Source organism: Winogradskyella sp. (genome assembly GCF_013213975.1).
Classification (GTDB): domain Bacteria; phylum Bacteroidota; class Bacteroidia; order Flavobacteriales; family Flavobacteriaceae; genus Winogradskyella.
Genome location: NZ_JABSST010000081.1, coordinates 1 through 13,439 on the forward strand (window position 1 = coordinate 1; position 13,439 = coordinate 13,439).

A 13,439-nucleotide genomic window follows, 5' to 3' on the forward strand; every position below is an offset into this window, starting at 1 on the left:
CTTGTTTTAGTTTATAGCCTTCGCTGAAGACTTTTGCCATAAAGAGTGATAGAATGCCTGCTGTTACATATGCTAAATTCCCAATTAATGCATCTATAAAAAACCAACTTTCAAAATAACTTATCAGATTTGTAAAAAGAGCAAATAGGAATGGAACGAAATTTAAAAATCCAAATAATCTTAAAAGCTTAACAACTCGAATAGAAAATAATGTATCCACATTTATCGTTCTGAACATTTTGGAAACTAAAAAGAAATAAAAACTCAAAAATAAAAGCCTCACTATAGATTTAATTTGAAATTCAATTACTGAAAAGTTTTCACCATAATTATAATTGTCACTTAATGAGCCAGTATCATCACCTAAAGCTAAATCGAGTTATATATAAAGAGGATTAGCAATAGGATAGACAAACAAAGAAAAAACCAATTGGAAAACCTAATCAAGTATTTAAAATTAAAGATGTTATTATTCATTATCATAAATTAATTATTGTTTAACAATAACAAATATATAAAAATTATTGAAAAACAATAATTTTTTAGTCATACTACACTTCGTATCTTTGACCAATGCTACCAAAAAAGCTCCATAAAAAACTAGAAAACCGAAAAACTAGTAACTCCTTTAGACAATTAGGTGAACCCAACAACTTGATTGATTTTTCATCTAATGACTATCTCGGTTTTTCTAAATCTGAATCTATTTTTAAACGTACCCACGATTACCTAATTGATAATAATAGCATTCAAAACGGAAGTACAGGTTCGCGTCTACTATCAGGAAATAATACTTTATATAGTTCCGTAGAAACTCAGATTTGTAACTACCATCAAAGTGAAGCTGCCCTAGTATTTAATTCAGGCTATAATGCAAATCTAGGTTTATTGTCCTGTGTACCTCAACGTGGAGACCTTATTATCTATGACGAATTATGCCATGCGTCTATACGAGATGGCATACAAATGAGCAATGCTAAAGGTTATAAATTCAAGCATAACGATTTAGAAGATCTTGCCTCTCACCTCGAGCGTAGTCGAGAGCTCTCTAGTGAGAATGACATATACGTTATCACCGAATCTGTGTTCTCAATGGACGGAGATACACCAGATTTAAATCGACTAATTCAACTTAGCGAATCTTACAACGTCCATCTTATTATTGATGAAGCCCATGCTATTGGTGTGTTTGGACAAGGTCTTGTAAGTGGATCAATCTTTGCTAGAGTTATTACCTTTGGAAAAGCCTTAGGATGTCATGGCGCTGCAATTCTAGGCTCGAAAGACTTAATTGACTATTTAATAAATTTTTCAAGGCCATTTATATATACTACAGCCTTAAGTCCGCATGAACTTGCTACAATTAAATCCGCTTATGAAGCTCTTGAAAACTCTAAGAATGTAGAAGAGTTACATCAAAACATTTTATTCTTCAATAAAGAAATAGAACGTCTTAAACTAAGTGATGCATTTATTAAAAGTACTTCTGCTATCCATGGTTGTATTATATCCGGCAATGATAAGGTAAAGCAACTATCTCTTCAACTTAAGGACAAAGGGTTTGATGTAAAACCTATTTTATCACCAACGGTACCAAAAGAAAAAGAACGTCTTCGACTTTGCCTACACAGCTACAATTCTCAGGAAGAAATATCGGAAGTCTTAAGCTTGATTGCTACCTTTGTAAATTCATGAGTGATACATTTGTAACCATAGCTAGATACCAGTATTCATCGGAAGCTCAGATTGTAAAAGGTCGTTTAGAATCTGATGGTATTGAGGTGTTTTTAAGAGATAATATTACTATAGATACAGATCCGCTAGTTTCAAATGCTATTGGAGGTGTAAAGCTCAAAGTTTTGGCTAAAGATGCTTCAAAAGCAAGATCTATTTTAAGTTCAATAAAGAAATATTCCATTAATGATGCAGGAGAGGCTATTGTATGTCCTTATTGTGGAAGCCATCATGTAGAAATGTATTCTACTATCAATAGTTTTAAATCATTATTTTTCTTCTTAATTGGCTTCTTATCTGGCACTTTGCCTTTTAGTACACGCTATCAATACAAATGTGAAGATTGTAAAACTGAATTTCCCATAAAATGAGTACTTATTTTATAACTGGAATATCTACAGATGTCGGAAAAACGATTGCTTCAGCCATTTTAGTTGAGGCTTTAGAAGCTGATTATTTTAAACCTGTGCAAGCTGGTGATTTACATAATAGCGACACGCATAAAGTTGAACGTTTAGTAACTAATCCTAAATCTAAATTTCACCCAAATAGCTATGCTTTAAATACTCCCATGAGTCCTCATGGAGCAGCAGAAATAGATAATTTAACTATAGACGTAAAATCTATTACGCGCCCAAAGACCAAAAACCATTTGGTAATTGAAGGTGCTGGTGGCTTGTTAGTACCTCTAAACGAAAAGGACACCATATTGGACCTCATAGATAAAAAGGACAAAGTTGTGGTTGTATCTCGACACTATTTAGGCAGTATTAATCATAGCCTTCTCACCATTAATACCCTTAAAGAAAAAGGATTTGATGTAGCAGTAATTTATAGTGGTGATGAACATCCATCGACAGAATCTATTATTGAAAAAATGACTGGAGTTAAAGTTATCGGTAGAATAAATGATGAGCCTTATTTTGATCAGAACGTCGTAAGAGAATATGCAGCAAAGTTTAAAGAGAATTTATGAGTTTAAAATCACGCGATAAAAAACATCTTTGGCACCCTTTAAAGCAGCATCAAACCCATCCTGATAGTTTAGCAATCGTTAAGGCTAAAGGCTGTCATTTATTTGATGAGGATGGAAATTCATATATCGATGCAATTTCGTCTTGGTACACATGTATGTACGGACATTCAAACGATTTTATAACGAAGCGTGTTTCAGAACAAATGCAATCATTAGACCAGATAATGTTTAGTGATTTCACTCATGAACCTGCCATAGAACTATCCGAAAAACTCATTGAAATTCTACCTGATAATCAAAACAGAATTTTCTTTAATGATAATGGATCTACGGCTGTTGAAGCAGCTATTAAAATGGCTTTACAATACTATTTCAACAAAGGAGAAAAGCGTTCGTCTTTTATTGCTTTTGAAAATGGTTTTCATGGTGACACTTTTGGAGCCATGTCAGTGTCTGGCCTATCTGTATACAATGGTCCATTTGAAGACTTTTTAATGACTATTCATCGAATTCCTGTACCTGATGGCACCAATACAGAAGCTATTTTAAATGAAATTCAAACTATAATTGATAGTGATTTAATTGCTGGTTTTATTTATGAACCCTTAGTCCAAGGTGCTGCAGGAATGAAAATTCATGATAGTAAGGGGTTAAATGAAATTTTAAATTGCTTTAAGTCTAATGACATATTAACCATCGCAGATGAAGTAATGACGGGCTTTGGAAAGACGGGAAGATATTTTGCCTCAGACCATATTAGAACTAAACCAGACATCATCTGTTTAAGCAAGGCATTAACAGCAGGCCAAGTTCCAATGGCTATTACCTCCTGTACTGAAACAATTTATAAAGCCTTCTTAGGAGAATCTATAGCCACAGGTTTTATGCATTGTCACACCTACTCTGCTAATTCAATTGCATGTGCTGCTGCAATTGCAGGTATTGAATTACTTCAATCTGATACTATTCAAAAGAACATTACTAGAATATCAAATGCGCATAAAGCCTTTGAATCAAGAATACAGAACCATCCAAAAGTTAAATCTACGAGAAGTATTGGAGTAATATTGGCTATCGACCTTAATACAACGGCACAACGTTACGGAGATTTACGCGATAAACTGTTGGCGTTCTTTATGAAAAATGGTGTGTTTCTTCGTCCATTAGGCAATACCATTTACATTCAACCACCTTTCATTATATCTGAAGATGAACTTGATTCTGTGTATAAAATTATAGAGGATTCTTTAGAAATCGTTTGATAATTCCTCGGTTTCAGATTCTAGGAGATTAATAGACTCATTATCGCCTTGAAATTGTACGTAAAGTTTAGAATATTCCCACTCACCATAGTCCTTAATGGCCTTTACCACTATTCTAGCTGAACCCTTTGGTCCTTTAATAGGAATTTTAAAATCCGCATCACCATCATCACCACTCAAATTAATACTCCCATTCATCATACCATCAGTTTCTAAAGGTTCACCTAGGCTAGCAGTTACGGCTTCATTATTAATAGCAGATTCCATAGCATGTTGGTAGGGCTCTGAGGAACTAAACATTTTAGTGACTCCAAAAAACAAGGTGCCAATACCCATAATAAATAACACAATTAAGGTTAAACAACCTCCGCCTATTACCCAGCCCCAATTTCTAGCGAACCAACTTTTTTGTCTTTGTTCTTCCATATGATTCTCGCATTCTAAAAGGATTTAATCTGTAATTTAAATATAAGTTATTAATTATATGCTTTTGTTACAATTCAAGAAGAACTACTTTTGTTTAAAAGACGAATCCATTGACGCAACCCATTTCTATAACTGCTATTTCATCGATATCTCCATTAGGATATTCGCACAATAGTATTTGGAATAACTACCTCTCAAAAACTCATTTTTTTTCAGAGCAAAATAACAATCTGGTCGCTCAACTGACATCAGATGCAAAAGAGGAAATTGAAAAACTTAGACAATCAAACTCTAAGTACAAACAACTTGATGATTCTGTATTATTTGGGATTTTCTGTGCACGACAAGCTGTAAAACAAGCCAATTGGACACCTGAAGATAATTTTGGTATTAACATAGGATCTTCTCGAGGAGCGACAGGATTATTTGAAACTTATTTCGAACAGTTTTTAGATACGAATAGAGCAGATACACTCAGTTCTCCAACCACTACACTCGGAAATATTTCATCCTGGATTGCACACGATTTACAGAGTAACGGCCCAGAAATATCTCATTCTATAACCTGTTCTACCGCATTACATGCTATGCTAAATGGTATCGCTTGGCTTAATTCAAATATGTGCGATAAATTCTTAGTTGGTGGTAGCGAAGCTCCGTTAACACCCTTTACCATTGCACAAATGAAAGCCTTAAAAATATATGCAAGAACGAAGAGTGAATTCCCATGTAGGGCGTTGGATTTTGAAAAAACTGAGAACACTATGATTCTAAGTGAAGCTGCTGCCACAGCTTGTTTAGAACAAGGCAAAAAAGATCATGCACTTGCGGTTATTGAAGGTTATGGTTATGGTACGGAACTCCTAGAGCATAATGCATCACTCTCAGCGGATGCGGAATGTTTTCAAAAGTCTATAAAAATGGCTTTAGGAGCTATTAAGCCTGAAGAAATTGATATTATAGTAACGCATACACCAGGAACAATTAAAGGAGATTTAGCCGAATTTAGAGCGATACAAACGATTTTTTGTAACAAAATTCCTGCTTTAACTACTAATAAACTACAAGTTGGTCATAGCCTTGGAGCTTCCGGAATGCTTAGCATAGAAATGGCCATACTTATGCTTAACCATCAAAAATTTATTGATATTCCTTACTTGGAGCAATCGCAACCAGGAAAGATTTCAAAAATTATGGTTAATGCCGTTGGGTTTGGTGGTAACGCAGTATCGATTATATTGTCTAAATAATTTCATTTTATGAAAACCTTCATTTTTAAAAAGAAACTTCCAATTTGGAAGCTTATTCTTGGGGTTCTTGCTCTAATTGTTGGTATTGTATCAATTTTCACAACGTTAAAAGGATTTGTAATTATTGGAATGGGTGTTTTCTTTTTGCTGGTTGAAGGATCAGAATTCAATTTCACTAACAGATCTTACAGAACGATTAAATCCTTCTTAGGATTAAATTTTGGTAAATGGGGACCTCTACCAAACATAGAATACGTGTCAGTTTTCAAAACCACAGAGACAACGACCATCAGAGAAAGGAGCGCTGAAGCTAATGTAAAAAATAACATTATTAAACTCAATTTATTCTATGATACCAATCAAAAAATTGAAGTTTATGTGACTTACGATATAGAAGACGACTTTAAAAAAGCGCATGAGTTGGCTTCTTTATTAAATGTTGATATTTTAGATGCAACAGAACGAGAATCTAAATGGTTATAACTATTTTTGTTCAACAAGACATCAATCCCAATGAGCGAAGTAAGACACAACTGGACCAAAGAAGAAATACTAGATATCTACAATAAACCTTTGATGGAACTGCTTTACGAAGCAGCTACCATTCACAGAAAACATCATGACCCAAATACCGTTCAGGTATCAACTTTATTATCCATAAAAACGGGTGGCTGTCCAGAAGATTGCGGATATTGCCCTCAAGCAGCGCGTTATCACACAGATATAGAAGGGAATGATCTCATGAGTGTTCAGCAAGTTAAGGCGCAAGCTTTACGAGCTAAATCATCAGGTAGTTCTAGAGTATGCATGGGTGCCGCATGGAGAAATGTTAAAGATGGTCCAGAATTCGATCAAGTTTTAGAGATGGTGCGCACCATCAATAAACTGGATATGGAGGTGTGTTGTACGCTAGGAATGGTTACTGAAAATCAGGCTAAACGATTAGCAGAAGCTGGATTGTATGCCTACAATCATAATTTAGATTCTTCGGAAGAATACTATAAAGAAGTTATTTCTACGCGAGGATTTGAAGATCGACTCGAAACTATAGATAATGTTCGTAAAACCAATGTCACCGTATGCTCTGGTGGCATAATTGGCATGGGTGAAAAAGAAGAAGACAGAGCAGGAATGCTTGTTGCCCTTACCACTTTAAACCCACAACCAGAATCTGTACCCATCAATGCTTTAGTGGCTGTTGAAGGAACTCCCTTAGAAGATCAAAAACCTGTTTCCATTTGGGATATGGTACGTATGGTGGCAACCACACGCATTGTTTTACCAGAAACTCAAGTACGATTGTCTGCTGGACGAACACAAATGACTAGAGAAGGACAAGCCATGTGCTTCTTTGCAGGAGCCAACTCTATTTTTGCTGGAGACAAACTCTTAACAACACCAAATCCTGATGTTAATGAGGACATGGAAATGTTTAAACTTCTTGGATTAAATCCTCAAAAGCCATTCATCAAAAAGATGCAACCAGAAACTGTTGAGGCTGAAGATTCGAAATTCCAGGCCTTAGGTGAAAAACCAAAATGGTCTCGCCCTGAGCATAAAATTGAGCGAAATGAAGAGGCTAAAGAAAAGGCTAAAGCGCTACGTTAGGATAATTTTTTCAAAACATCTCTCACTGCTTTGTTTTTTAACATCCCGCCATGTGCAATATTACTCATTTGCATGTGAGGTTGAGAATTAGCCTCAATAATCAGAGGTCCGTCAATACTTATTGCAACATCCCAACCAATTAGTCTATCAGGAATAACCTTAACTGCTCCTAATACAGCTTCACAGGCTTCTTTATAATATGGAATTTTAAATCCCTGTAACGGAAAACCACTGTCAGGATGCACATAAATTTCAGCACCACCAAATTGTGGTAAGAAGTGACCCTTTTTCTTTAAAGTCCCTTCATTTATATTAATCCCTGCAAAAAAACCACCAGAGGAAGCATTATCTACATCACTATTACCTACACCAAACCGCATGAATGCACTTATTATTTCAGTAGTCTCGTCCTCTTTTATTAATGTCACTAACCTTAAAGTATTAATGCAATTTGGATGAATACGATCTATATCAGAGTGTTGTTTTATAACCTCACTTGCAATATAATTTGACTTTAAAATAGTTTCTCCAAAATTTGAGAGTTGCTGTTGAACCTTGTCCTTATATAGCTTAAAGCAGCCTACTCCACTATTTCCATCAATAGGCCGCATAAAAAGTGAATCTAATTTAGACGCAATAAATCTCTCTTCATAAAAACAAATTAATTCGTCTAATTCAAAAATCTCAGAAATCTCAGAATCGAAATAAAACTTAGACTTTAAATTGTATGAAATTACTTCTGGCACTTTGATATTAGATCCTTTAGCCAATAACGCAAACTCCAACTTATTATCTAAAATAGTAACTAAATCTTGCCTATGTAATTTAGGATGTGTTTGCAATGTTCTTTGCTCTTTTAAACTCAAATAGTCTAGATAATTTGTTACACCACGTCTATATAAATATTTGAAATAATAAAACGGAATTTCCTTTTTTTTATAAGTAAGAATCAAAACTTCTTTTATAATTCTGAAAACACTCTTTTTATTTTTATCTCGGAGAAACACCTTAAACCTATTCATATCAATTGCAATATCTCCTTCAAATATAAATTAATTAGCCTGCATAAGGTAAGAGATAATGTGCGCTGCGTCTTAAAGCTATGAGCTAAGCACTATTTAACTTTGTGGTCATAAAATTTAATTGAATCATTATAATGCAACAATAAACTCAACTAAATAATACACCAAAATCTGAATTGGACCTGCTTATTAAATTGACTATTACCAGTATAGTAACTCTAAATTATTAGTGTTACCAGAAAGGGAGAAACATTACAACTCTGATTACTTTTCAATAATAATTATAAGTATAGAAATATGCTAATAACTGAACATGCGTAATTAGATGATTTAGAAAACTACGGGATAGGGAGTTTACGAGGACATGATTTTTGATGGGCTGAAATCCTATATTACATATTGCGTGATAAAACCACCTTAAATACCAAAATACTCAAAACTCAAATTACTGGCGGTGATGCCTACAATAATACTTTTCATAAACGCTAAAGCGAAAAAATGGGAGGAACTCAATTGGTTTTTTAACGATATCTTATAATTTGAATATGCACTAGACTTTGACCCTGAAGTAGACATTAATAACAATAATCACACAATAAATATCGTTTTAAGTAGCGTTAATGTAACTGAAGGTTGGTCTGAGAATTTTATACAAGTAGGATTTCAGATAAATGGCAATTCTGTAAGCTAAAATAATCATAACCAAGGTGTAGATTCTGTAACGGTTAATCGCAACAATCTCAATTTAAACATAACAAATTAGGGCTTAACATTAATTTAATGTTAACTTAGTTTTATAACTTTGGTAATTATAAATTGTACACACTTTGCCATTAAATCTTCAAGACATACCTCGTGTTAAATCAATCACGAAAAAAGATTTCAGAGAACAGTATTTCAAAGCTCAAAAACCTGTTGTTATTGAGCGTTTTATTGAGGATTGGCCTGCTTACTCTAAGTGGAACTTGGAGTATATGAAAGAGGTTGCTGGAGACAAGACTGTGCCTCTTTACGATGACAGACCTGTGGATTACAAAGACGGCTTTAATGAAGCTCATGCAACCATGAAGATGAGTGATTACATTGATTTGCTGAAACGTGAACCTACCAAATTCAGAATTTTTCTTTGGAATATTTTAAAGGAAGTACCACAGTTACAAAAGGATTTTACATATCCAGATTTTGGACTGAGATTAATGAAAGGGTTACCAATGTTATTTTTTGGAGGCAGAGATTCCTATACCTTCATGCATTACGATATAGACCTAGCCAATATCTTTCATTTTCATTTTGAAGGTAAAAAACAATGTGTCTTATTTGACCAGAAGCAAAATAAGTATTTATATAAAGTTCCGCATTCACTAATTACCAGAGAAGATATTGACTTTGCTAATCCTGATTTTGAAAAATGGCCAGCATTAAAACATGCCAAAGGTTGGGTCTGTGATCTAAATCATGGCGAAGTGCTTTACATGCCAGAAGGCTACTGGCATTACATGCGTTATCTAACGCCTGGCTTCTCAATGAGTCTTAGAGCCATTGCTAGGAATCCGAAAAATTTAGGAAAAGCCATGTATAATATATTCTTAATGCGTAATTATGATAATTTAATGCGCAGAATTAGGGGTCAAAAATGGATTGATTGGAAAAATGAAAAGGCCATCTCCAATACAAATCGATTTGTCTAATTTAATGACGAAAATGGAATTGAAATATGCAGTCATATTTTTAAAATACAAGTCATAACAGAAATTAATAGAGCCCTAAAACGACTTTTCACTTTATGATAGGGATTTTTTACAGGTAAGCATTTAATTTTTCATAGATCAAATGCGACTCCCAACCGCGATAGAGAAGATAGTCTGCAACCTTTCGTTTTTTCTTATAAGGATCTGGCTCTTTAACTTGTGCAATTCGTTTTTTAACAAGCTCATCTAGAACTTCTAAATATTCCTCTGGGTTAATTTCACTCAGCCCACTTTCAATACTATATTTAGAAATCTCTCGAAATTTAAGTTCTCTCACCAGTCTGCTTTTACCCCACTTCTTGATTCTAAATTTGCCCCTCACAAATGCCTTAGCAAAACGCTCTTCATTGAGATACTTTTGTTCTATAAGGTGCACAAGAATATTGTCAATTGCCTCTGGAATCATTTTCATTTCCTTTAGTTTTGACTTTACATCTTTATGGCAACGCTCTTGATATGCACAATAGTTTTCAAGGACTTTTTGCGCTTCATCGACGGTATAGGTTTTTGAAGGGATCATACAACGAAAATATAACTTTTTATTAATATTTTTCTATCTTGCAAAGCACTGATTTGCAAGGCTGTTTGCACACCTTTGCAGACTGTAGTTAGTTAATTAATCCCTATGAAGAAAAACTATTTCCCTATCTTATTGGTGTTCTTATGCGCTGTTATGTCTAGTTATGGACAAGCTACCTTGCCTATTTCAAGAACAACTTGGAATGCTGGTAGTCCAACAGGTTGGACAAATACAGGTGCTGGATCTTACACATCCTCTTTTGCTTGTTCAACTAATAATGGAGGTAGACTTGACGCAAGTGGAGATTTCTACCAAGTTTTTTTTAACACAGCACCCGACCAATTAACTTATGATTTAAAATTATCAGGTAGTTCAACAAGTTCCTTATTGGTTCAAGAATCCAGTGATGGGTCAACATGGTCTTTAGTGAACAACCATAATTCTATTCCCACAACTTGCACAACTTACAATTTTACCTTAAGTAGTAGTTCTAGATACATTCGTTGGACATACAATAAAATAAGTGAAAATCTAACAATTGATGATGTATCAATTACGGCCTCTTCTTGCATAGACGCTGTAGATTTTGCTAATATTCAATTCCCAAATACTCCACAAACCATTACTGTAGGTGATAATCTAGATATCTATGCTCAAGTTTACGAACCAGGCGTTACAGATACACCCTTTAGCCAAGGTATTGGCATTGATGCCTGGATAGGTTATAATACAACAAACAACAATCCAAATTCAGCTGGATGGACATGGATACCTGCAAACTATAATAATATTGGTGGTAATAACGACGAATACCAGATTGATTTAGGCGCAGCAATAAGCACTCCTGGAACTTATTATTACGCCAGCCGTTTCGAATTAAACGGTTGTGGTTATGTTTATGGTGGTACTGGTGGAATTTGGAATAATGACTCTGTACAATTAAACGTAGATCCTGATCAAGTTGACTTTTGTAATGTTGATTTCCCTAAGACCGCTACTATTACCGCAGGTGATATTCACAATGTATATGCTCAAGCTTATGAGCCAAGTGTGACAGATTCCGCTGGTCAAGGTGCAAACTTAGAAGCATGGATTGGGTATACAACTGTTGGGATCAATCACGAACCGTGGCAAGCCACAGGCTGGACATGGGTTGCGGCAACCTATAATTCTGATGCTAATGGTATTCAAAACGATCAATATGTAGCTGAGATTGGTTCATCCTTACCTTCTGGAACTTATTATTATGCGAGCCGATTTAGATTAAATGGTAGCGACTTTAGTTATGGTGGTATTCAGTCGGATAATGTAGGTAATTTTTGGGATACTACTAATAATAATGGAACGCTCATTATAAATGACCAGCCGATTGCTGATGTTGTCATTACTGAAATCATGTACAACTCTTCTGGTACAGATGACGAATGGATAGAAATATGTAACGTATCAGGTAGCACTCAAATTCTTAATAATTATACCATAAATTATCAAGGTGGAGTGGTTTTTACTTTTCCAACAACAGGAGCTGATTTAGCAGATGGTAATTGTTTTACAATTTCACTTGGAAGTAATGGTGATGGAACCTATAATAATGATTGTCCTTTTACTCCCGATTATGGTATTGATGCTTTTACAAATGATACTAACAACTTAATAAATACAACAGCCAATATTAGTTTAATAGCTACAGATGGCACTACAACTATAGATGAAGTCACTTATGATGAAACTGATGGTGCTGATGGTGATGGTAATTCATTACATGTGGTTGATACCTCTTTGGGTAATGCAGTTACGAGCTCTAACTATTGGGAAGTCATCAATGGAGGCTCACCTGGAATAAATTCATTAATATCCCCTTGCACCCCTGTTGGTCCAGAAATTAACCTAGAGGGTACTACTGCTAATTTTCCGGATATATCAAATGGAGATACCACGCCTGCCGCTTTTGATGGTACTGATTTTGGCAGTGTTACAATTGGAGGTACAAGTACTAATACCTTCAGAATTGAAAACTTTGGTGGGACTCAAAATTTAACCATTTCTAGTGTTTCAGTGTTTAGTGGTGATGTTGGGGATTTTTCAATCAGTTCTTCACCATCTTCTCCTATTGCAGCATTAGATTTTAGTCTTTTTGATATCGAATTCAGCCCAACAGCTACTGGAGCTAGAACTGTAGTTATAGAGATTAGGTCTAACGATAGTGATGAGGATCCATATACCTTTTCAGTAACTGGTAATGGATTATGTGCTGCCAGTGCAATAAGTGCCGAGCCAAATTCTGGCCCAGTTGGCACTGTAGTTACTATTACTGGAACAAACTTAAGCACTGCTACTGCTTCATTTAATGGATTACCAGCAACTGTGAATAACATATCTGCTTCAATTATGGAAGTTACTGTACCTATTGGAGCAAGCACAGGAAATTTAGAAATAACTGATGATTTAGGGTGTCCAGGAACAACACCTTTTACCATAATAGAGTCTGAAATATCATCTTGTGAGGGATCAAGCGGTACAACACCAACCGACCTTTTTATCTCTGAGGTCACAGATGCTAATACTGGGGGGTTAACGTATATAGAAATTTATAATGGCACTGGAGCTACTGTTAATTTATCTGGATATAGCATTCAGTTCTTTAATAATGGCAGTAACACTGAAAATGGTGGATTAATTAATTTAGACAATGTTAATCTAGCGACTAGTGACACTTATATTGTTTCGCTCAGTACAGGATCGACATGTAGCGGTATTACCGGTGCAGATGGATCATTGGCAGACCAAACTGGTTTCGGTGGTGTTAACTTCAGTGTCAATAGTGATGATCATGTTCGTCTATATGATGGTACTACTCATATCGATTCTTGGGGCGAATATTTATCTAATACTT

General features: G+C 35.0%; 13 protein-coding genes. 9 read left to right on the forward strand and 4 right to left on the reverse strand.

Features of this window, described 5'->3' with window-relative positions:
- Nucleotides 1-238 (reverse strand): hypothetical protein (locus tag HRU49_RS12040; RefSeq protein ID WP_363146745.1); only part of this gene is annotated, 238 nt, incomplete at its 3' end.
- A 335-nt stretch (nucleotides 239-573) separates the two neighbouring features.
- Between HRU49_RS12040 and HRU49_RS12045 the strand changes: the two genes are divergently transcribed.
- From HRU49_RS12045 to bioA, 4 genes are read left to right on the forward strand one after another with little or no spacing between them, the layout of a single operon-like run.
- A complete protein-coding gene (locus HRU49_RS12045; protein ID WP_296357496.1) occupies nucleotides 574-1,695 on the forward strand; it encodes a pyridoxal phosphate-dependent aminotransferase family protein in 1,122 nt (373 codons plus the stop codon).
- Nucleotides 1,692-2,105, forward strand: a complete 414-nt coding sequence (locus tag HRU49_RS12050) for a DUF2007 domain-containing protein (protein WP_296357497.1) — start codon at nucleotides 1,692-1,694, stop codon at nucleotides 2,103-2,105. The genes HRU49_RS12045 and HRU49_RS12050 overlap by 4 nt, the downstream gene beginning before the upstream one ends.
- Nucleotides 2,102-2,710, forward strand: a complete 609-nt coding sequence (gene bioD / locus HRU49_RS12055) for a dethiobiotin synthase (protein ID WP_296357499.1) — start codon at nucleotides 2,102-2,104, stop codon at nucleotides 2,708-2,710. Before HRU49_RS12050 ends, bioD begins: the two co-directional genes overlap by 4 nt.
- Nucleotides 2,707-3,972 (forward strand): adenosylmethionine--8-amino-7-oxononanoate transaminase, encoded by a 1,266-nt coding sequence (gene bioA / locus HRU49_RS12060; protein ID WP_296357503.1) that lies wholly within the window; start codon nucleotides 2,707-2,709, stop codon nucleotides 3,970-3,972. Before bioD ends, bioA begins: the two co-directional genes overlap by 4 nt.
- Here bioA and HRU49_RS12065 read toward each other — a convergent pair.
- Nucleotides 3,958-4,398, reverse strand: coding sequence for a cytochrome c oxidase assembly factor Coa1 family protein (locus tag HRU49_RS12065; protein WP_296357505.1), 441 nt, complete (start codon nucleotides 4,396-4,398; stop codon nucleotides 3,958-3,960). The genes bioA and HRU49_RS12065 overlap by 15 nt on opposite strands.
- A gap of 110 nt (nucleotides 4,399-4,508) precedes the next feature.
- On the opposite strand from HRU49_RS12065, the gene HRU49_RS12070 reads away from it, so the two are divergent.
- The 3 genes from HRU49_RS12070 to bioB are packed head-to-tail and all read left to right on the forward strand — an operon-like array spanning nucleotide 4,509 to nucleotide 7,256.
- Nucleotides 4,509-5,648, forward strand: a complete 1,140-nt coding sequence (locus tag HRU49_RS12070) for a beta-ketoacyl synthase N-terminal-like domain-containing protein (RefSeq protein ID WP_296357507.1) — start codon at nucleotides 4,509-4,511, stop codon at nucleotides 5,646-5,648.
- 9 nt (nucleotides 5,649-5,657) lie between these two features.
- Nucleotides 5,658-6,131 carry a hypothetical protein gene (locus HRU49_RS12075; RefSeq protein ID WP_296357509.1) on the forward strand — a complete coding sequence of 158 codons (474 nt, stop codon included), beginning with the start codon at nucleotides 5,658-5,660 and terminating at the stop codon, nucleotides 6,129-6,131.
- Nucleotides 6,132-6,161: 30 nt separating this feature from the next.
- Nucleotides 6,162-7,256, forward strand: coding sequence for a biotin synthase BioB (gene bioB, locus HRU49_RS12080; protein ID WP_296357511.1), 1,095 nt, complete (start codon nucleotides 6,162-6,164; stop codon nucleotides 7,254-7,256).
- Here the strand turns inward: bioB and HRU49_RS12085 are convergent.
- A complete protein-coding gene (locus tag HRU49_RS12085; RefSeq protein ID WP_296357513.1) occupies nucleotides 7,253-8,278 on the reverse strand; it encodes a sugar-transfer associated ATP-grasp domain-containing protein in 1,026 nt (341 codons plus the stop codon). The two genes, bioB and HRU49_RS12085, sit on opposite strands and share 4 nt — an antisense overlap.
- A gap of 827 nt (nucleotides 8,279-9,105) precedes the next feature.
- On the opposite strand from HRU49_RS12085, the gene HRU49_RS12090 reads away from it, so the two are divergent.
- Nucleotides 9,106-9,966 carry a cupin-like domain-containing protein gene (locus HRU49_RS12090; RefSeq protein WP_296357515.1) on the forward strand — a complete coding sequence of 287 codons (861 nt, stop codon included), beginning with the start codon at nucleotides 9,106-9,108 and terminating at the stop codon, nucleotides 9,964-9,966.
- 109 nt (nucleotides 9,967-10,075) lie between these two features.
- Here HRU49_RS12090 and HRU49_RS12095 read toward each other — a convergent pair whose 3' ends face one another.
- Nucleotides 10,076-10,546: a regulatory protein RecX gene (locus HRU49_RS12095; protein WP_296357517.1), complete on the reverse strand. Its 471-nt coding sequence runs from the start codon at nucleotides 10,544-10,546 to the stop codon at nucleotides 10,076-10,078.
- Between the two features lie 105 nt (nucleotides 10,547-10,651).
- On the opposite strand from HRU49_RS12095, the gene HRU49_RS12100 reads away from it, so the two are divergent.
- Nucleotides 10,652-13,439 (forward strand): lamin tail domain-containing protein (locus HRU49_RS12100; protein WP_296357519.1); only part of this gene is annotated, 2,788 nt, incomplete at its 3' end.